At 61.3% G+C, this 19,831-nt stretch carries 20 protein-coding genes and 1 riboswitch; of the genes, 8 read left to right on the top strand and 12 right to left on the bottom strand.

Annotation, left to right across the window (positions count from 1 at the left end):
* Positions 1 to 3: 3 nt before the first annotated feature.
* The 4 genes from VIH17_08675 to VIH17_08660 are packed head-to-tail and all read left to right on the top strand — an operon-like array spanning position 4 to position 2,994.
* Positions 4 to 429: a Zn-ribbon domain-containing OB-fold protein gene (locus VIH17_08675; GenBank protein ID HEY4683309.1), complete on the top strand. Its 426-nt coding sequence runs from the start codon at positions 4 to 6 to the stop codon at positions 427 to 429.
* Positions 426 to 1,238: a CoA-transferase gene (locus VIH17_08670; protein ID HEY4683308.1), complete on the top strand. Its 813-nt coding sequence runs from the start codon at positions 426 to 428 to the stop codon at positions 1,236 to 1,238. Before VIH17_08675 ends, VIH17_08670 begins: the two co-directional genes overlap by 4 nt.
* Positions 1,239 to 1,273: 35 nt before the next feature.
* Positions 1,274 to 1,975: a CoA-transferase gene (locus tag VIH17_08665; GenBank protein ID HEY4683307.1), complete on the top strand. Its 702-nt coding sequence runs from the start codon at positions 1,274 to 1,276 to the stop codon at positions 1,973 to 1,975.
* Positions 1,972 to 2,994 (top strand): zinc-binding dehydrogenase, encoded by a 1,023-nt coding sequence (locus tag VIH17_08660; GenBank protein HEY4683306.1) that lies wholly within the window; start codon positions 1,972 to 1,974, stop codon positions 2,992 to 2,994. The genes VIH17_08665 and VIH17_08660 overlap by 4 nt, the downstream gene beginning before the upstream one ends.
* A gap of 47 nt (positions 2,995 to 3,041) precedes the next feature.
* Here the strand turns inward: VIH17_08660 and VIH17_08655 are convergent, their stop codons facing one another.
* Positions 3,042 to 3,626: a cysteine dioxygenase family protein gene (locus tag VIH17_08655; protein ID HEY4683305.1), complete on the bottom strand. Its 585-nt coding sequence runs from the start codon at positions 3,624 to 3,626 to the stop codon at positions 3,042 to 3,044.
* A 226-nt stretch (positions 3,627 to 3,852) separates the two neighbouring features.
* Here VIH17_08655 and VIH17_08650 point away from each other — a divergent pair, with 226 nt between their 5' ends.
* Complete coding sequence (locus VIH17_08650) at positions 3,853 to 4,848, top strand: hypothetical protein (protein HEY4683304.1); 996 nt, start codon at positions 3,853 to 3,855, stop codon at positions 4,846 to 4,848.
* A 76-nt stretch (positions 4,849 to 4,924) separates the two neighbouring features.
* Here the strand turns inward: VIH17_08650 and VIH17_08645 are convergent, their stop codons facing one another.
* From VIH17_08645 to VIH17_08595, 11 genes are all read right to left on the bottom strand, one after another.
* Positions 4,925 to 5,263, bottom strand: a complete 339-nt coding sequence (locus tag VIH17_08645) for a retroviral-like aspartic protease family protein (GenBank protein HEY4683303.1) — start codon at positions 5,261 to 5,263, stop codon at positions 4,925 to 4,927.
* Between the two features lie 50 nt (positions 5,264 to 5,313).
* A complete protein-coding gene (gene thiC / locus VIH17_08640) occupies positions 5,314 to 6,726 on the bottom strand; it encodes a phosphomethylpyrimidine synthase ThiC (GenBank protein ID HEY4683302.1) in 1,413 nt (470 codons plus the stop codon).
* A 202-nt stretch (positions 6,727 to 6,928) separates the two neighbouring features.
* Positions 6,929 to 8,149 (bottom strand): metallophosphoesterase, encoded by a 1,221-nt coding sequence (locus VIH17_08635; GenBank protein HEY4683301.1) that lies wholly within the window; start codon positions 8,147 to 8,149, stop codon positions 6,929 to 6,931.
* Between the two features lie 69 nt (positions 8,150 to 8,218).
* The gene (locus VIH17_08630; GenBank protein HEY4683300.1) at positions 8,219 to 10,342 is read right to left on the bottom strand and encodes a thioredoxin domain-containing protein; all 2,124 of its coding nucleotides are present in this window, start codon (positions 10,340 to 10,342) and stop codon (positions 8,219 to 8,221) included.
* 84 nt (positions 10,343 to 10,426) lie between these two features.
* Positions 10,427 to 10,903, bottom strand: a complete 477-nt coding sequence (locus tag VIH17_08625) for a DUF2203 domain-containing protein (protein ID HEY4683299.1) — start codon at positions 10,901 to 10,903, stop codon at positions 10,427 to 10,429.
* Positions 10,904 to 10,914: 11 nt separating this feature from the next.
* The gene (gene nadA / locus VIH17_08620) at positions 10,915 to 12,069 is read right to left on the bottom strand and encodes a quinolinate synthase NadA (protein ID HEY4683298.1); all 1,155 of its coding nucleotides are present in this window, start codon (positions 12,067 to 12,069) and stop codon (positions 10,915 to 10,917) included.
* Positions 12,070 to 12,079: 10 nt separating this feature from the next.
* A complete protein-coding gene (gene moaA / locus VIH17_08615) occupies positions 12,080 to 13,060 on the bottom strand; it encodes a GTP 3',8-cyclase MoaA (protein HEY4683297.1) in 981 nt (326 codons plus the stop codon).
* Between the two features lie 98 nt (positions 13,061 to 13,158).
* Positions 13,159 to 13,300: riboswitch (molybdenum cofactor riboswitch) on the bottom strand.
* Between the two features lie 46 nt (positions 13,301 to 13,346).
* A complete protein-coding gene (locus VIH17_08610; protein HEY4683296.1) occupies positions 13,347 to 13,832 on the bottom strand; it encodes a secondary thiamine-phosphate synthase enzyme YjbQ in 486 nt (161 codons plus the stop codon).
* A gap of 8 nt (positions 13,833 to 13,840) precedes the next feature.
* Entirely contained in the window at positions 13,841 to 14,902 is a 1,062-nt protein-coding gene (locus tag VIH17_08605) for an AsnC family transcriptional regulator (protein HEY4683295.1), read from the bottom strand.
* A 259-nt stretch (positions 14,903 to 15,161) separates the two neighbouring features.
* Positions 15,162 to 15,755 carry a metallophosphoesterase gene (locus VIH17_08600; protein ID HEY4683294.1) on the bottom strand — a complete coding sequence of 198 codons (594 nt, stop codon included), beginning with the start codon at positions 15,753 to 15,755 and terminating at the stop codon, positions 15,162 to 15,164.
* Positions 15,756 to 16,002: 247 nt separating this feature from the next.
* On the bottom strand, positions 16,003 to 16,770 hold the full coding sequence (locus VIH17_08595) for a DUF2461 family protein (GenBank protein ID HEY4683293.1): 768 nt from the start codon (positions 16,768 to 16,770) through the stop codon (positions 16,003 to 16,005).
* 481 nt (positions 16,771 to 17,251) lie between these two features.
* Here VIH17_08595 and VIH17_08590 point away from each other — a divergent pair, with 481 nt between their 5' ends.
* From VIH17_08590 to VIH17_08580, 3 genes are all read left to right on the top strand, one after another.
* Positions 17,252 to 18,262: a SpoIIE family protein phosphatase gene (locus tag VIH17_08590; protein HEY4683292.1), complete on the top strand. Its 1,011-nt coding sequence runs from the start codon at positions 17,252 to 17,254 to the stop codon at positions 18,260 to 18,262.
* A gap of 171 nt (positions 18,263 to 18,433) precedes the next feature.
* Positions 18,434 to 19,318 carry an NmrA/HSCARG family protein gene (locus VIH17_08585; protein HEY4683291.1) on the top strand — a complete coding sequence of 295 codons (885 nt, stop codon included), beginning with the start codon at positions 18,434 to 18,436 and terminating at the stop codon, positions 19,316 to 19,318.
* 63 nt (positions 19,319 to 19,381) lie between these two features.
* On the top strand, positions 19,382 to 19,609 hold the full coding sequence (locus VIH17_08580; GenBank protein HEY4683290.1) for an Lrp/AsnC ligand binding domain-containing protein: 228 nt from the start codon (positions 19,382 to 19,384) through the stop codon (positions 19,607 to 19,609).
* The last annotated feature ends 222 nt before the right edge of the window (positions 19,610 to 19,831 follow it).

Here is a 19,831-nt window from a genome sequence, read left to right as displayed (position 1 = left end):
GCCATGGAGCTGCCACGTTACCACCGCTTGCGTTCCGCCTTCTACCGCCTTCAGGCGACACGTTGCGGCGCGTGCCAGGCCATCCACTTCCCGCCGCGGCGCCGTTGCCTCCAGTGCGGTTCAGAAAACCCGGAGGAAGTCCGGCTGAGCGGCCGGGGGCGAGTGCTCTCCGTGACTCGGGTTTACCAACCGGCGCGCGGCTTCAGTGATGCGGTGGGTACACTGACGGCTTTGATCGAATTGCAGGAAGGAATCCGCATCACCGCCCAGTTGACCGACGTCGAACCCGAGGAGGTCGAGACCGGTCAGGAAGTGGAAATGGTGGTGCGGCGTTTGCGCGGGGATGAGGAACAGGGATTGATTGTTTATGGCTATAAGTTTCGCCCCGTCATGAAGGGGCATGGGGCAGAAGGAAGGGAGCGAGCGTGAGTCGCATTTGCAGCCTGCGCGAAGCGGTGGCCACCATCCGCTCCGGCAGCACCGTTACTTTTGGCGGCTTCCAGTCGAATCGCGCGCCGATGGCCCTGATCCGGGAATTGATTCGGCAGAAGAAGAAGCGCTTGCATCTGCTGCTGCTCCCCAACCCGCTTGCGCTCGATTTCCTGGTGGGGGCGGGAGCAGTCCGCTTTGCCGAGGTGGCATTTGCGGGCTTGGAGCTCGAGCACCGCTCGCTCGTGCCTCCCAACTGGCAAGCGGCAGTCGCCCGCCCGCCGCGGCGGGGCATCGGCTGGCGCGAGCGGGATGCGATTTATTTGGTTGAGGCCCTGCGCGCCGCCGCTTTGGGCGCACCCTTCTTGCCTCTACCGATCCCACCGGGCAGCGCCCCCCAGTCGGATGTCGCCAGAGTGCGTGACCCGTTTCGTGGGTGCGTGGTGCCCGTGGTCCGCGCCCTTGAGCCGGAGGTGGCGCTCATCCACGCCCAGGCCGCCGACCGCCAGGGCAACGTCTGGATCGATGACCCGGTAACCGATGAGCTGGTGACCCGCGCCAGCCGCTCCGTCCTTGTCACCACGGAAGAAATCGTGCCGCGCTTGCGCCACGCCACCCTTCCCTCGGTCTTGGTTGACTATGTGGTTCACTCGCCGGGTGGCGCCTGGCCCACCGCCTGCGCCGGCTACTACGGTGAGGATGGCCGGCACATCGGGGAGTACGTGGCCATGGTGCGCGCCGGGCGATTCCGCGAATACTTGCGCCGTTACGTGGCCACGGCAGAATGCGCGCGGCACCTGGTGCAATGAGCCAGCCTTCCCCAGCCGACTTTTTGGTGGTAGCGATGGCCCGCCAAATCCCCAACGGGGCCACGGTAGCCACGGGTTTGCTCTCCTGGTTGCCGATGCTGGCGATTGCCGTGGCCAAGGCGACGCATGCCCCCGAACTCACCTACCTGAATTGCAGCGGGGCCATCAATCCGGCCCGCCTCAGCGGGCAATCTCTCCCGCCGAGCTCGACCGACGTCACCCTGCTCAAGAACAACCCCTACTGCTTGCGGCTGACCGACCTATGGGAGTTCGCGGCCCGCGGCCGCATCGACGTGATGTTTTTCGGCTTTGTCCAGCTCGACCGGGACGGGAACACCAATCTCAGCCTGCTCCAGGGGTCAAACGGCCCATCGCGGAAGTTACCCGGGGTTGCGGGGGCGTATGCTCTGCGACAGCTCGTAAAGAATCCAGTGCTGTTTTCTGCGCGCCATTCACCCTCGTCGTTCGTCCGCCGGGTGGACACCGTCACCACCGTCGCCGCGTCCAACCCGGTGCTGCTGGTTACCGAACTGGGGGTCTTCCGACTGGTGGGCGGAGCACTCCACGTCGTCAGCTTGCATCCGCCCGGCAGCATCAATGAAGTAAAAGCGAAGACGGGTTTCCCTGTCCGCCGGCCGCCGCGACTCCGCTACACTTCCCAACTCTCTCGGCGCGAGCGGCTGGCTCTGGACAAATTTGATCCAAGAAAAATCCGCGACCGATACGTCAACCTATGAGAGCGATCCTTCTTCACGAATTCGGGCCGGCAGAAAATCTACGCTGGGAAGAAGTCCCCGAACCACGACCCGGTCCACACGAGCTTTTGGTGCGGGTGGGAGCCTGCGGCGTCTGCTTCCATGATGTAATCAATCGCCGAGGGGACCTGCCGCGAACACGGCTACCCGCTATTCTGGGCCACGAGGTAGCCGGCGAAGTCATCGAGGCCGGCGCCCAAGTGACGCGGTTTCGTCCAGGCGATCGCGTCGCGTGCCTGCAGCGTGTCAACTGCGGCCAATGTCACCACTGCCGCGACAGCCGGCCCACGCTCTGCCGTACGGGAGCCGTTTTCTTCGGAGAGGAAATTCCCGGAGGGTACGCGGAATTTTTTGTCGCCCCTGAGCACGTAGTGGCGAGTGTTCCGAACGCTTTGTCCGATGCCGAAGCAGCCGTCACGGCGTGCACGTTGGGTACGGCCGTGCACGCGCTGGGGAGCCGTGCCCGGATGGAACCCGGCCAGACGGTGCTCATCACCGGTGCCAGCGGTGGCGTGGGAATCCACGCTATTCAGTTGGCGCGCCTCATGGGGGCGCGAGTGGTTGCGGTGACGAGTTCGGAATCGAAACTCGAGAGCCTGAAGCAGTGGGGCGCCCATGCCGTCATTCATGCCCCGCGGCTGGAATTTGCCAAAGCGGTCAAAGAGTCGGTCGGACCGGTAGATATTGCGCTGGAAGTGGTCGGGAGCGCGACGCTCGATGAAAGCCTGCACGCCCTCAAAAGCGGTGGCCGGCTGGTTGTGCTGGGCAACGTCGTGGGAGGCAGGGCGGCGTTCAACCCCGGGTTGGTGATCCTCAAGGAATTGGAGATCATCGGTTCGTTCGCCACTTCGGTGGCGGAACTGAAACAAGCCTTCGAACTGGTTTCGAGCAGCAAGATCCAGGTGCTGGTTTCAAAGTGCCTGCCGCTGCGGGAAGCTGTCCAGGCTCACCGGTTGCTCGAAGCCCGAACGGTGACCGGCCGGCTTGTCCTCCAGCCGTAGCCTACATTGAACCACAACAAACCGCGGCATACCACAGGGCAGCAGATTCAAACCAGCTTCTCTTCCGGAGAAAGGACGCCGTATTCGCTGCTGTAGTGCAGCGGGATGTCTTGAAATGCTCCGCGGACCGCATCATAGATGCGGCAGCTATCGAACGGCCGGGAATAGATGTGGATGCTCACGGCGCGTTCGTTGAACTCAGGCAGATTGGTGACCTGGTGGATGGGTTCGGAACGATCCACCTCGAGCGGCGAGTCCGGGGTAATCAGGCACGACTCGCTTTTCTCGAGCTTGCAAGTCCGTTTTGCCTCGTCGCTCTCGAGCAGACGGAAATTCTGGTTTTTGAGTTTGCCGATCGGAACCGCCATCCAGCAGAGCTGCCCGCGGTGGTTGTGGATGTTGCTGGCCTGGCCCACCTCCCAGCAGAGAGCGAGGACTTCGAATAGATCACATTTGAAAATCAGATTGCGGGTGTAGTGGCCACGGCTGAAAAAGAGATAAGGAGAGAGTGAGGCGGAAGCGATCGGGTGAGCGCGCAAAAAGTCGAGCACATGCGAGGGGCCGAACCGGGATTCGGGCAGCGCCGACAAGGCGCGACAGAAATCGTCGATCAAGCAGGGCGCGGCGGACATGACTACCTCCGGAGTACGGACTCAGATAGAATTTGCTCTCGATTTTGCGCCATCGTAGGCAAGCAGCAGGGAGATGTCAATTGCAAATTATGAAACGGACTCCCGCCATGAGGTTCGAGAGACAAATAGGAAGGCAAATAGAAAATAGAAATTAGAAAAGAGAAACCAGGAAAAGGGCCTATTTTCTATTTTCTATCTTCTAAATTCTGACTCGTGGATGTTGCTCGTGAAGGTTTGGCTGCTGCGGGAAGAAGACATTCGTCGGGCGCTCACTCCGGAAGCGGCCATGGCGGCGGTGGAGGAGTCCTTTCGAGCGCTGGCTGAAGGCCGGGCGATTCTGCCGGGCGTCATCCACCTCCCGGTCGAGGCACACGCGGGCGAAGCGCACGTCAAGGGCGCTTACGTCGCCGGCTCGCCGACTTTCACCATCAAGGTTGCCTCGGGCTTCTACCACAATCCCCGGCGCGGGCTGCCCGTCCAGGGCGGGATGGTGATGCTGTTCTCGAGCGAGACCGGGCGACCGGAAGCAATCCTTTTTGACAACGGCTTCATCACCGAACTGCGCACCGGAGCTGCCGGGGCTGTCGCTGCCAAGTATCTCGCGCCGCAGAAAGTAGAGCGGGTCGCGGTTATCGGCGCCGGCTCGCAGGCGCGATATCAATTGGACTGCCTCGCGCGACAAGTCGAGGTGCGAACCATCCGCAGCGTGCATGTTTTTTCTCGCACACGAAATCGCACGGAGCAGTACGCCGCTGAAATGTCCAAGCGCCTGTCGCTTCCCGTCACGGTGTGCGATTCAGCCGCCGAAGCTTGCGCCGGCAGCCAGATTATCATCACCGCCACCACCAGCCGGACGCCGGTCGTGACGGAAACCATGATTTCGGGCGGGGTACACATTACCGCCGTCGGGGCCGATGACCCGCAGAAGCAAGAGCTGGCCGCGGAAATTCTTGCCCGGGCGGATAAGGTCGTGGTGGACAGTCTCGCACAGTGCTCGCGCTTCGGAGAACTTCACCACGCCATCGAGCAAAAGAAGTTGCGCCCCGAGGAAGTTTATGCCGAGTTGGGCGAGATCGTTGCCGGGAAGAAGAAAGGTCGCGAATCGGATAGCGAGATCACGGTGTGTGATCTCACCGGCCTGGGCGTGCAGGATGCGATGGCCGCTCAGGCGACGTTCGACTCCGCGCAAAAACTCGGCCTCGGCACAGCCATCGAGATCTGAAGCGTAGAGCGGGGTGGGGCGGAAGCAGAGGTGAAAAATATTTTCGCCAGGATAGTTCCCAGAGAAAATGAGGTCGTTACAGGGCCAGCAGGTCGCGTGGCAGCAGCTTCTTCTCGACGGGATAGACTGCAAAACCAAGAATTTCGAGGGCGGCGGCTCCAAGCACGGGAGCGTCGTCCCCCTCGGCGAACATCACCGGGATGGCCATGGTCACACCGTCCAACGTGGCTAGCACTGTGCCTGTATCTCGATTCACGCGCCGGCCATCCGCGATTCGGAACGTGCGCGACATTCCCTGAGTGATTCCCAATGACTGCAAGAACGGTCGGGGCAATGAGGTGAGGGTTGCGCCGGTATCCACCAACAGTTGAATAGTGGATGACCGACTCGGGGAAACGGGATTCGCGACCTTCACCGTAACTTCAAAACAGCCCACTCCAACTCCGTTCCGATCGATACCCGGCGCTACTTCTCCACCTTGGCCAGAAGATCAGCGAATTTTTGCTCGCGTTCTTTCTGGTCGTGGCCGGTGTAGTCTTCCATGATCTGGGTGACGTTCATCGAGCAGAATTTGGGCCCGCACATCGAGCAAAACTTGGCTTCTTTGTAATAATCATCGGCGAGGGTCTCATCGTGCATCGCGCGGGCGGTTTCCGGGTCGAGAGAAAGCTCAAATTGCTTGTTCCAATCGAAGAGAAAGCGGGCGTAGCTCAAGGCATCATCCCGGTCGCGGGCGCCGTGGCGGTGCCGGGCCAAGTCGGCGGCGTGAGCGGCGATCTTATAGGCGATGACTCCCTGGCGGACGTCGTCGGCATTGGGCAGGCCGAGGTGCTCTTTGGGCGTGACGTAGCAAAGCAGGGAGGCTCCGTGCCAGCCGATCATGGCCGCGCCGATGGCGCTGGTGATGTGGTCGTAGCCGGGGGCAATGTCGGTCACGAGCGGCCCCAGGGTGTAGAAGGGAGCCTCGTGGCAAAGCTCCTGTTCCTTCCTCACCTGTAGCTCGATCTGGTCCATCGGGATGTGACCCGGGCCTTCAATCATCACCTGAACGTCGTGCTCCCAGGCTTTCTTGGTCAGTTCGCCCAGAACTTTCAGTTCGGCAAACTGCGCTTCGTCGGAGGCATCGGCCAGGCAGCCAGGCCGCAAGCCATCACCCAGAGAAAAGCTCACGTCGTACTTCTTAAAGATTTTGCAGAGCGCTTCGAAATTTTCGTAGAGGGGGTTTTGCTGGTGGTGGTAGGCCATCCACTGGGCGAGGATGGCGCCGCCGCGGCTGACGATGCCGGTGATGCGATTGCGCACCAGCGGCAAGAATTCCCGGAGAACACCGGCGTGGATCGTCATGTAGTCCACGCCCTGCTCGGCCTGCTCCTCGACGACCTCAAGCAAAAGCGAAGCGGTCAAGTCCTCAGCGCGCTTGACCCGGCTGAGCGCCTCGTAGATGGGCACCGTCCCGATGGGCACGGGACTCGCGGCAATGATGGCTTTGCGGATGGCCGGGATGTCGCCGCCGGTGGAAAGGTCCATGACGGTGTCCGCGCCCAGGTGCACGGCGGTGTGAAGCTTTTTGAGCTCCTCGTCAATGTTGCTGGTGACGGCCGAATTGCCGATATTGGCGTTGATTTTGCACTTGAAGGCGATACCGACCGCCATGGGCTCGAGGTTCGTGTGGCGGACGTTGGCGGGGATGATGGCGCGGCCGCGGGCTACCTCGTCGCGCACCAGCTCCGGCGCGACCTTTTCCCGGCGGGCGACGTACTCCATCTCCTCAGTGATCGTTCCCTGGCGGGCGTAGTGCATCTGGGTGACGTTGCGGGCTGTACCGTTCGATCCGGCCGCGGCTAACCGCTTTTCAATCCATGCATCTCTCAACGCCATAGTTTCCCCCACTGTCAACACTCAAAGGTTCTTAGCCTGAGCCCAAAAATCAATTATCGCACCCGTGCGCACGCGCCGCAACCCGACCGCGCAGCCGATTTCGAGTGCGGGAGCTTGCTCCCGCCTTTGTAGCGGCAATGCTTGGCGAGATCTTGAAAAGGGGCGGCAAGCCGCCGCAGTCCAAAGGACGATCGTCATCACATTAAGACCGGCGGAGGGTGAGCAGAGTAATCTCGGGCAGGGCCCCTAGGCGAGAAGGAGCGAGAATCGTGCCGATCCCGCGGCTGACGTAGCCCGAGCGCCCGCCGAGCCGATAGAGGCCCCGGACGTAGGGCGTGTAAAACCGCGAAGGAAAGGCGCCGTAGTGAAGGATTTCGACCGTAATCTGGCCACCGTGAGTATGGCCGGAAATCATCAGGTCAAAACCCTTTTCCGCGGCAACAGGAAAGACATCGGGGTTGTGCGAGAGCAAAACATTCGTCGCGCCCGGCACGATGAGTTTTCGAGCGCCGACCAGATACGGCCGGTTGCGCCGCTGGTAGTCCACGCCGGCGAGGTTCAGTCTTGCCCCATTTCGCTCGAGCACGACGTTTTGCCCCCGCAGCATGCGGATATTGCGCTCGGCGGCGAGTTCGGTGGCCCGGTCCTCGGCATCGGCATAGATTTCGTGATTTCCGAGACAGCCGAACGAGCCAAGCCGGCTGCGCAGACGGCCCAACTCGGCGATGCAGTCCTCAAGGGGGTCGCCGAGCGCGGTGATGAAGTCGCCGGTCACCAGGGCAACGTCGGCGTCCAGTTCGTTCGCCATGTCCACCGCACGAGCCAGTTCGGCGCGGGAAAGAAACGGGCTCAGGTGGATATCGGTCAACTGGACGAGCTTGAGCCCTTCGAGCGCCGCCGGCAAATTCGCAACCGGCACGGGCACGGACTCCACCGTAAAGCGAATCCGGTTGGCAGCGAACCCGTAGCCAATCGCCGCAAAGGGCAAAACGGCAGCCGCCCGCCCGGCAGTGAGCAACCACTCGCGGCGCGCCGGGTTCGGCGGATCACCCGCCGGAACGGAAACGGTCCGCCGCGCGCCTACCCCGGCTCGCCCGAGGCGGCCAAACAGAGCCACTCCCTTCAGCCACAGGAAGGCAACGAGCGACGGCAACATCCACAGCCCGGAAGCAAATGCGAGCCAGGGCACGCTCAGATCGGGCGTGCCTCGAAGCCGGCGCAGGGGAATCAGGAAAATCCAATTGTTCAGATAAAGCAAGACCACGAGCGAGAGGCCAACCCAGATGGCGCGGCGTGTTCCAGGCCAGCGGCGAGCGAGCCAATCGCGCAAGCGCCGGTACCAGAAAACCTGGCTCGAAACGTAGAGCGTGAGAACAATGAGAAAAATAACCGTACCGAGGAGAAAGAGAAGCAAACGTATCATGGTCGAGAATGATCCCTTCGCGGAGTTTACGCTGAGGCCCGCTCACGGCCGAAGGGCTCAGAGCAAGCTCTATCGAGAAGCAAGGAGCGCCTTTCGTAAATCTTCTGCACTGGTGATGGGCGGCTGGCAGGTCGAGTTGGCACAGACAATCGCCCGCGCGCCATCGGTGGCATCGAGGTGAGGCAAAGTAGATGCGAGCCCCGCCGGCAAGGAGTCTCCCGCCTGCTGCGGCGGAAGACGGAGCACCGATTTGCCAAAGCGATAGGTCATGTTGGCGGCAAGCTCGAGCTCAGCCGCGCGCGCGTCGCCCGGCTGGCCAACGATCACCACCTGTATCGGCTGGCGCGAGTGGAGCAACGCCGCCAAGCCGTAAGATGCGGCAAACAAGCCGTACGTTTCCGCGAGCCCGCCAAAAACTTCGAGAGTGCTTTCCGCCTTTTGGCGGTACTCCTGGTTCATCGTGTAGCTCGAGAGCCAATCCAAAAGAATAGCCGCAAGGGGATTGGCCGCCGGAGTGGGCGAATCCTGATAAGGTTTGCGGGTCACCGTCATGCCGGCCAGAGGCCGGGCATCGCGCGGGCGGTCGAAGAAGCCCCCGCCTTCTTCATCCCAAAATTTCTCGATGCTGAACCCGGCCGCTTCCTCGGCCAAGCGGAAGTAGCGCGGGTCACCCGTCAATTCGAAGGCGCCGAGCAGCGCCAGGGCCATGAAGATTTGGTCGTCCAGGCCGCCATCGAGCCAATTATCCAGCGAGCGTGGCCCCGTACCATCCGGTACGGGGCGGGGCAGCCGGTGAGCAAATCCAACTCCCGGCCGATAAGCGTTGCCGGCGAGACGATCCAGAGTCTTCAGAGCAAAGTCGCGGCAATCCGTCCGGCCAAGCACGCGGTAGGCTTCGAGGAAGGCGGAAACGAACATTCCGTTCCAGCCGATGTAAACCGTCTTGTCCACCTGCGGCGTTGGCCGCTGGGAACGCGCCCGGCGCAATTTTTGTCGCGCCTGGTCAAGCAGTTGCCGCGTCTCATCGGCGCTCTTACCCATGCGCGAGGCAACCTCTTCGATCGGGCTGGCGACGTGGAGCACATTTTTGGCCGGGTTATGGTGCATTTCGCCCTGCGGCTCGACGCCGTAATAAAGCTCAACGGCGCGCGCCTCCTCGCCGTCCAGCACCGCGCGGACTTCCGACTGCGTCCAGGTGAAGTAGTCGCCGTCATCCTCCAGGCTATAGTCGGCGTCCTGGCTGGCGTAGAAACCACCGTCCGGGTCCGAGAGGACCTCCTTCACCCAGGCGATGATGGATTCCGCTGTTTCGCGGAAGAGCGGCTGGCCGGTTACCTGATAGGCGTGGAGATAGTTCTTGAGCAGTTCGGAGTTATCGTAGGACATCTTCTCGAAATGCGGGACAATCCAGCGCTCGTCCACCGAGTAGCGATGGAAGCCGCCGCCAATCTGGTCGTAAACGCCGCCGCGGGCCATATGTTCGAGCGTGGTGGTGGCTATCGTCAGAAGCGCTTGCTCGCCCGTTGCCTGGTAGCGCTCCAGAATCAAATCAATGGCAGCCGGATGGGGGAACTTGGGGGCGCGGCTGAAACCGCCGTGGCGGAGATCGAAATGTTGCACCATCGAGTTGACAATCGCATCCACCGCAGCCACCGAAAATTCCCGCCGGGCGCCCGAAAACATTTCGGCGCGGGCAATCGCAGCGGTGAGTTGTTGGGCACTCGACTCGATTTCCGCTTTCTTCTCCCGGAAAGCTTGGGCGACGGAAAGCAAAATGCGCTTGAAGCCGGGCCGGCCAAAGTTGTCCTCCGGCGGAAAATAGGTGCCGCCGAAGAAGGGCTTGCCCTCCGGGGTAAGGAACGCGGTCAGCGGCCAGCCGCCCTGGCCGGAGAGCGCGCTGACGGCGGCCTGATAGCGCGCGTCCACGTCGGGGCGCTCGTCCCGGTCCACCTTCATGGCCACAAAGTTTTCGTTGATAATCCCGGCGACTTCTTCATTCTCGTAGCTCTCCCGGTCCATCACGTGACACCAGTGGCACCAGACGGCGCCGATATCGAGCAGAATGGGCTTGTTCTCCTGCTTCGCTCTCGAAAATACCTCTTCCGACCAGGGATGCCATCGGACCGGCTGATGAGCGGCCGAGCGAAGATAGGAGCTGACGGAATCCTTTAAGGCGTTTTCTTGAGTTGACATCGGTGCTTCAGTTTCTCCCGTCCCGGGGCAGATCCTTGATGAATGCTGACAGGACTGCACGAGCCCGGCTCGGGCGGACCGGAACTACATCGGCCGTCGCTTGGTGTGGTCCGGGAAGGGCGGGGCGAGCGGCTTGCGGCCGGAAAAACCTTCATCGGTGCGGTGCCACCAGCGAATGGAATCCTCCCCGAGTTTCCAACAGAGATAAACGTGCTCGTTTTCCAAGATGGCGGGAAAATCCACCAGCCCAATCTCCAAATCCTTCACGACGCAGCCCGTCTCCTGAATCTGCTCGAGGGAGGAGCGAACCGACTCGCCGGCCCGGTCGCGGTTCATCTTCCAGCCCGCGGCCTGCTCGTAATCCAAAACGATGCCGCCGGACATCAAAATCTTTTGCGCGAGACGGCGCAGTTCGATTTCAAACTTTTCCACCTGCTTCTTCTGCTCGATCGCCTGCTCGAGCCACGCGCTGATCTGCGGCAAGAGTTCCTCGGCCTGCTGGCGATTGAAGAGGCGCTCCGGCGGCGATTCCTGCTCAAATTCTTGCTCGTCGTCAGCCACCTGGTTTCTCCTCAAGCGTTCTCGAGCATCCGGGCCAGGGCCACCCGAGCCCAGTGTTTGTCTTCTTCCGGAACTTCAATGCGGTTCACCACCCGTCCCTCGACCAGGTTTTCGAGCGCCCAGCAAAGGTGTTGCGGGGTGATGCGAAACATCGTCGTGCACACGCAAACGTTCGGGTCGAGCGAGATGACCAGCCGGTCCGGCCATTCCTTGCTCAGCCGGTTGACCAGGTGAATTTCCGTGCCGATCGCCCACTTCGATCCCGGCTCGGCCGCAGAAACGGCTTTGAGGATTTGCTCGGTCGAGCCGATCTGGTCGGAAAGTTCCGCCACTTCCCAGCGGCACTCGGGATGGGAGATGACGCGGATGCCGGGATGAGCGGCCCGGACGCGATGGACGTGCTCCGGCAAAAAGCGCTGGTGGACGGAGCAGTAACCCTTCCAGAGAATCAGCCGCGACCGGCGGAGCGATTCCGCGTCGCACCCGCCCATCTCGGCGTAAGGATCCCAAACGGCCATGCGGTCAAGCGGAATCCCCATGCGATAGCCGGTGTTGCGCCCCAGGTGCTCGTCCGGCAAAAAGAGAATGCGCTCGCCTCGGGCAAAGGCCCAGTCAAAAATCTTCCTGGCATTCGAACTGGTGCAGACAGCTCCGCCGTTGCGGCCACAAAAGGCTTTGATCGCCGCCGAGGAGTTCATGTAAGTAACGGGCACCAGCTTGAGGTCGCCCTGCCACGGCGGGCCGGTAAGCTCTTCCCAGCACTGCTCCACCTGCTCGATCGAGGCCATGTCGGCCATCGAGCAGCCGGCGTTCAAATCCGGGAGGAGTACCTGCTGGTGCGGGGCGCGCAGGATGTCAGCGCTCTCCGCCATGAACTGCACGCCGCAAAAGACGATGTACCTGGCCTCGGGGCGCGAGGCGGCGAGCTGCGAAAGGCGAAGGCTGTCGCCGCGATAGTCGGCAAAATGGATCACCTCGTCGCGCTGGTAGTGGTGGCCCAGGATGACAACGCCGGCGCCCAGAGTTGCCTTGGCGCGCCCGATCCGCTCGTCGAGCGAGGTGTCCGGGAGAAGCAGGTAGCTGTCGAAATCGCAGCCCACCCCGGCCTCGATTTCCGGTACCCGCAGGGTAGCCGGCTGATGCGACTCTAAGACCGTTTTGATCATCTCACCGCTTCTAGCCGCCGATGTAAACCATCGTGCGCGAGGGTGGCTTGAAATCCGGCTCGTTGATGCGGTGGCCCGCCTCCTTGCGGCTCACCAGGCCGACGATGTATTCGGCGATCGCCTCATCCGAGCGGCCATCCCTCAACCATGATTTTACATCGTGATCGAGCATGGAGAATAGACAGGTGAGTATTTTTCCATCCGCTGTTAACCGGATGCGGCTGCAAAAGCCGCAAAAGGGTTTCGAGACAGACGCCACCAGGCCGATTTCGCCGGGGCCGTCAGCAAAGCGAAATTTAAGGGCCGTGTCACTCGCATGGTCTCGATCAAGGGGCACCAGCTCCCAGCGGCGTCGCAACCGTTCCAGAATTTCGTCGGCGGTGACGACGAGCTTCCTTTGCCACTTGTGGTCGGCGTCAAGGGGCATAAATTCGATGAAGCGCATCGTCACGTCGTGCTCGCGAGCAAACTGGCCAAAGTCCTCAATTTCATCGTCATTGAGCCCGCGGACAATCACGGCGTTGACCTTCACCGGCTTGAGGCCAGCCCTCTGGGCCGCCTCAATGCCGGCCATCACCTTGGAGAAGGAATCGGTGCGCGTGATACGAGCGAATTTCTCCGGCTTGATGGAGTCGAGACTGATATTGATGCGGTGCAGTCCCGCCGCTCGAAGTTCGCCGGCATGCTGCCCGAGCAGGTGCCCGTTCGTGGTCATCGAAAGATCCTGAACGCCCATCCGGGAAAGGCGAAAAATGAAGTCCAGCACGCCGCGGCGCACCAGCGGCTCGCCGCCGGTGACACGAATCTTGCGAATGCCGAACCCGAGGAAGATGCGGCAAAGCCGTTCGAGTTCCTCCCACTCCAGAATGCCATTGTCCTCGAAACCGTTGTCGCCCTGCGCCGACCGGCAGTACACGCAGCGGAAGTTGCAGCGGTTGGTCACCGAAACGCGCAGGTCGGTGATGGGGCGATTGTAGCTATCTCTGAGCATGAATCTGTCTTGAGTGCCGAGTTCCGAGTCTGGAATTTCCAATCTCCGGCCGCCCGGAGGATAAAAAACAAAATTGCCTATACCCGTGCTTAGCAGGCCGGATATAGGCTAATTCTCCTTTCCAATCCCGCAAGAGGCGGGGCAAGCACGGGAGGCGGCCCGGTTTCCCGAACCACCCTATCGCCCCTGGCGCGTGGGTTTTCTCTCCGGTAGCGGCCAGGGGTCGGAGAACTTCTGATGGCGGGGCGGACAGCGCCCCTCTTCTATTATGAACGAGAATGGCGCGCTAAGCGACGCCAAAAATTTGCAACTGGACCTCACGCGGCTGCGGGCCATCCAGTTCCGCCAGGATAATGGACTGCCAGCGGCCGAGCGCCAGCTTGCCCTCGCATATCGGCAGCGACACGCAATGGCTCAAGAGCAGCGCCCGCAAGTGGGCATCGGCGTTCTTGCGCTCACAATCGCTCAGTACCGGATCATTGTGCCGGTAGTAAGCGTCGCGGGCCACCATCTTCTCCAGGAATTCCTGGATGTCAGCCAGGAGCGCGCCCTGAAACTCATTGATGAAAACGCCGGCGGTGGTATGAAGCGATTGGACGGTAGCCAGCCCTGCCCGGATGCCGCTCTTGCGGATCACATCCTGCAACTCGGTGGTGATGTTGAGGAGCTCGGTGCGAAAACGGGTGGCGTAGCGCAGCGTCACCGCCAGCACGCGCAGCCCGCCGATCTTGGCCTCTTCTTTGACGTCAATGCACTCTGTCTGTAGCTTCATGCTCCCTTTCAGCGGGATCCGGTCATGACCGCGCCAGCCATGACCCGTTTCTCCCATTTCTCCGAATCGGGTGTGAAGTATTCCACGCGAGTCTTCTTGTATTCGCGCGTGCTATAGAGGGCGCGATATTCCGTGATTCCGGTCTTTTCCGAAATGGCCGAAAGAACTTTTTCACAATCCTCCACCGAACGCCCGTGGACCATGCTGAAAATGGAATAGGGCCAATCCGGATAAACAGGGCGCCGGTAACAGTGACTGACGGCGTTGAACGAGGCCATCACCTGGCCAATTTCGTCGGCGTTCTCGCCTTCCACTTTCCAAACGCCCATGGCGTTGGCGATGAAGCCGGCGTGGCGGTGATGGAGCACCGCCGAAAAGCGGCGCATCTGGCCGCGTTGCTGGAAGCCCCGCGCCTCTTCGAGCAACTCGGGCACGGTAATCCCAATCTCCGTCGCGGCTGCGTCGAAGGGCCGCTCGACCAGCGCCACGTCCTTCTGCAATGCGCGGATAATGGCGACCTGCCGGGGGAAAATTTCGCTCTTCTTGGGGCGCGTGAGGTCGCTATAGGTCGCTTCGTCGCTCGCTGCCGCCACGTCCTGCTCCCCCGTCATGTCCAGTTTCACGCCGATCTTGTAGAGCCTCAACGTCGGGAGCAGCCGGGTGGAATCGGCTTGCGCCAGCTCGTGAAGCTTCTCGACCGTTCCCTCAAGTCCCAGCCGGCTATCGGGGGGCACCGCAACCGTGAACCACAGGTTGAACTCGTGATTGCGCTTGTAGTTGTGGCTTACGCCGGGATGGGAGTTGATGACCTCGGCGGCCTGGTCGGCGCGGGCGGGAGGCACCTTCATGGCCACGAGGCTGGACTTGTAGCCGAGCGCCCGGGTGTCAAAGATGGCGCTGATCTGGCGGATGACGTGCTCGCGCTTGAGCCGCTCAATGCGCTGGATGACGGCCCTGGCCGTCTCGCCCGTTTTTTCGCCCAGCCGCGCAAAGGGCTCTGGATCAAGCGGAAACTCCGCCTGAAGCAAATTGAGTAGTTTCCGGTCTTGCGCGTCCATTTCCGGCTTCATGAGTGGCCTTGCCCGGGCGCGGGTTCCTGACCGAGCCGCGCCAAGAAACAGATTCTCCATTATAGGCGGCGAAGCGCCTCAAGTCCACGCGATTCGGGCAGGTTCGCGTGGCGAATCGCGCAACAAGAGATATCCTCAAATCTCCGAATCAGAATCAACGGGGCAAGTTTACTCTTTATGGAACCAGGCGAAACAAGACTGCCCAACACAAAATCGAACTGCCCGCGAAAGAGTCTTTGCCGGGCAAGATGGCAGAGGCCTAAGCTTCCAGCAGGTAGCCCAATTTGCCGGCGTTGAAGCAATAGGTCTGGCCGATCAGGTCTTCCTTCCCCTGACATTCGTGGATGTGGCCGCAGATGAGGTAACGAGGCTGCTCTTTCTCCACAAAGGCGCGCAGCACCTGGCTTCCCGTGTGCCGCCCGGGAGAAACTTCGTCGAGTCGAGTGCCGTAGGGTGGGCAATGGCAAATGAGCACCAGGTTGGCCAGCCCGCGGAAGGTCTCCAGCTCCTGGGCGATGCGCTCCTCGGTGTACTCGCCCGGGGTGTTGAACGGAGTGGGATTGCTGTAGCCAAGCCCGGCAAAGTTGACGTCGCCGCGCTGGAGCACCGCCCGGTGGAAAAACAAAAAACGATGCTGATTGCAGAAGGCGGCGATTTCCGCTTCGGTTTCGTGGTTTCCCGGCATCACCCACAATCTCTCGCCCAGCGGGTGAAGTTTTTCACCAGCCGTGTTCAAGCCTCTTCCGAAGAGCGTCAGGTCGCCCGCCAACACATAGACGTCCGCCGGGCGAGCGAGAATCCGATCCAGGGCCCGGTAGTCGGCATGGATATCGGAAAAGATGAGGACTTTCACGTCGCTCCTAGGCCCCGACGCATCGGGCAGGCCACTTCTGGCCTCTTTATTTCAGGCCAATTCAGAACTGGCCGGTCTTGACCCGTCATGCAGGCCGTCGCAAAACTTCGGGATCAAGGCCGGCAGTCCTGTCAGGCATTTGCTACTAAGAGGCCGTCGCATTTTTACCAGAACTTGCCAGAGAGTGCCAAAGTTTTTTCCGCGGGAGCATGCAATTTGTGTCAACGCATACGCAACCGATCAAGCATCAAACGGCCGCCGACCAGGCCTTTGCCCGGGCCGGAGCGGCGCAGAAGGCATAGAGGGGGTATAGTTCCCGGAAGATCTTCTTGACCGCAGCCGGGAAGCGCCCGGCGGCGAGTTCCCGGCTCGACGGCGCGAATCTCTTCCGCACCACCCAGCCTTTCATCCGCTTCCAATCGCCGGGCCCGGCAGGAAAGCCCTGATGCTTGGTCCATTCACGCTTTTCCAGGCTGTACCAGTAGGATTCGTATCGGCGACCGCCACCAGCTTTTCGGATCAACGCGAGCAACTCGGCCCCGCCGCGGCTCGCCGTGAGCGCTCGTCGTGAACGGCCGGGCTCGAGCACCTTGGGCCGGAAGATCGTGTTCATGGGCGATTCTCGCCCGCCATCGTACATCGCAAAGCCAACTGTTACCGCCTCCGCCGCAAGCCCGACGTAGAGCCGGGTGCTGGAATGGTTCTCCTGAGGCGTGGGAACGAAGAGATACAGGTAGTACTGCGCGCGGTAGGGCGATTTGTCGCGGGCGAACCGGATGTCACGGTTGATGCGAGAAAAATTTCGGTTTGTCTTACCGAGCGTTTCAAAATCGGGATTCAGCTCGAGCGCGCACGGTTCCAATTCACGCAGCAGCGCCCGAAAGGCGCCGACGATGTGGGTTTGATACCGCTCGCGGTTCCGGTCAAACCATTCCTTGCGGTTGTTGCGGGCAAGCTGGCGGAAAAACGAAAATTGCTCAGGGCCAAAACCCGGAAATTTCAGGCTTTCTGGCACGCGGTTCCTCCTCGCCGAGGTTTTCTACTTTAGACGCGGCACCGGCGCGGTTGGATTCAGGCTCGGACGCAACAGCGTACAACCACGGCAGGAAATGCCCTTCCTTTTGAAAGACGGTCTTCCCCAACCGCATGAAGGCAGATGAGGGACCCGGCTTTGCCGTGTTCGAAATCCGCGATGAGGGGCGCGCCGGTTGGGCCGACGAGTACGGACAACGGACAGCAAACGAAACAAAAAACCCAGGAAATCGAACCTGCGGCGGTCGCCCCCGCCGGATGACCCCGTGTCCGGGGTGCAGCGAAGCGGATCGATTTCCCCGGCTTCGGAGAACAACCGACAGGATACGTCGCTGAGGCCTGGCTTGTCCAGAGCCTCTCCCCGGCCAAATTGTCTCTTGTCGAGCCGGGTTTATTTCCGCCGGAGCGCATCCTTGGGGCATGCACAAGCATCATGTTGTTATACGACAGGACGGAGGGTTCCCATGGATGCCCAGCGTTTGGAACGGTTCCGGCAATACTTCAACCGCCAGAAAGCCAGCCTTGGGGAATGGATGGCTTCGGTCTCGCCGCTCGATTCCGAGCGCGGCCGGCAAGCCGCTTCGCTTCTCACCAACCTTGATACCGCTCTGACCCGCATGGACAAGGGGGAGTTTGGGGTGTGCCAGGATTGCGGCGGCGAGTGCGAATCGCCCCGGGAACGCTGGCGGCTCATCAACGATCCGACTTCGCAGATCTGTCTCGACTGCATCAGCGAGGCGGAAAAGCGCCGGCTCGAGCAGGAATTGAACCTGGCCAAGGAGGTGCAATTGTCCCTCTTGCCGCAGAGGGCGCCCACCCTGCCCGGATCACAAGTTGTCTTCTTTTCCCGGCCGGCGAGCGTGGTGACCGGCGACTATTACGACTTTCTGCAATGGCAGGGGCGCAACGACCTGGGCATTGTGGTCGGCGACGTGATGGGAAAGGGTCTCCCGGCCGGGCTGATGATGTCCAACCTCCAGGCTTGCCTGAAGGCGATGACCATGGGCGCGCCGCCGCGGCCGGGCGAACTCCTGGCCAAAGTGAATACCCTGGTCTTCCACAACATTCAGCTCAACAAGATCGTCTCGCTCTTCTATGCCCACGTGGATCCGGTGCGAGCGACGTTGAGTTACGCCAATGCCGGCCACCCTCCGGCCTTCCTGTTCCGCGACGGCGAACCGCTCCGGCTCGGCGCTACCGGAATACTGCTCGGCGTCCACGGCGACTCTGCCTACCAGGAACAGGAAATCCCGCTCGAACGCGGCGATCTGCTCCTGGCTTACACCGACGGCCTCTCCGACGTGCCCAACACGACCGGCGAGTTTTTTGCCGAAGAACAGTTGATCTCGCTGGTGCGGAAACACCGCGACCTTCCGTGTGAGGAAATTGCTTCCCAAGTGCTGAGTGAACTCGAACAGTTTGGTCCAGACCTCCCGTTGCTGGATGACCTGACGCTGGTCTTCTTCCGCTACTGAGCGCTGCCGCCACCGAGAATTTTGTGGGTGAAATTCTGCCGGAGCTGGCCGTCGCTCCACTAAGCACTTAGCCTTTCTTAATTTTCGTCGGTCGGGATCAGGGGCCTACGCCCGGACAGAGCGCATTCCTTGAGATAGAATGCTGTCACCAATCTACAGGGAGGTTTAATCATGTCGAACTCACTTTCTGTTTTGGTCACCGGCGCCACGGGCAAGCAAGGCGGCGCGTTGGCTCGGCTACTCTTGAAAAAGGGCCATCGCGTTCGCGCGTTCACCCGCAGACCCGAGTCGCCAGCGGCGCAGGAGCTCAAGCGGCTGGGAGCTGAGCTGGCGACCGGTAATCTCGAAGACCGCGCCGCCATCGAGCACGCCGCGCAGGGCGTGGACGCCATCTTCGCCATGTCCACTCCGTTCGAGGCGGGGATGGAGGTCGAGACGCGCCAGGGCATTACGGTGGCCGACGCCGCGAAGGCTGCGGGGGTGAGGCACCTGGTCTATACCTCGGTGGCAAGCGCCGACCGCAACACCCGCATCCCCCATTTCGACAGCAAGTACAAAGTGGAGCGGCACCTCCAGGCGCTCGGCATCCCTCACACCATCCTTGGGCCGGTCTTCTTCATGGAGAACCTGCTCAGCCCGTGGTGGTTGCCGGGTCTGCAGGAGGGCAAGTTCGCCATGGCCCTGCCGGGCTCGCGCAGTTTGCAACAAATCGCCCTCGATGACATCGCGGGATTCGCGACGCTGGTTCTCGAACGCCACGAGCCATTCCTGGGCAAGCGCGTGGATATCGCCTCCGACGAGCTCACCGGGAGCCAGGTGGTGGACATCCTGTCGCGCATCACCGGGCGCAGGATCGAGTACGTCGAGCTGCCGCTGGCCCAGGTGCGCGCGTGGAGCGAGGACTTCGCCATCATGTTCGAGTGGTTCGATCGCGTGGGCTACAGCGTGGACATCGCCGCCCTCCGCCGGGACTACCGGGAAGTAGGTTGGCACACCTTCGAGGACTGGGCGAAGGCCCGGGATTGGAGCTTGCTCAAGCAGGCCGCAGCCGGCTGAGATCCGCGGCCTCGCGTGACTGCCCGAAGAGTCTCATCGAAATGATCGCCAAGGAGAAGAAACATGAGAGCCTACGTTCTTGTGAACGCAAGACCCGGGAAGGTCCGGGACCTAGCTCGACAGATCGCCAGCATTCCCGGCGTTAAGATGGCCAATGCCTGCTGGGGTGTACCCGATATTTTCGTTGTGGCTGAGGTCGCGAACGCCGATGAACTTGGCAAGCTGGTGATCGACAAGGTTCAGTCGCTTGAGGGTGTGGAACGGACCGAGACGCACATTGCGATCGACTAGCCGGCTCAACTGTGCTGTGCGGCCACCTCAGCTTGCGGAAGGCTGAAACCGACAATTCTCGCTAAGGTTTCTCCTCTGTGGGTTTTGAAGGAGACTCCTTTTTGGCGAGCGAGCGGATGTAGTTGACCATGTGCCAGCGCTGCTCGGGCTTCATGCGGCCCTCATCGCCGGGCATCTTGCCCTTACCCTTCGAGAGGATGTAGAAGAGTTCGCCATCGGTCA

It is taken from the genome of Candidatus Acidiferrales bacterium (genome assembly GCA_036514995.1).
Taxonomy (GTDB): Bacteria; Acidobacteriota; Terriglobia; order Acidiferrales; family DATBWB01; genus DATBWB01.
The sequence above is the reverse complement of the archived record's forward strand: the minus strand, read 5'-3'. Positions and strand labels throughout refer to the sequence as shown.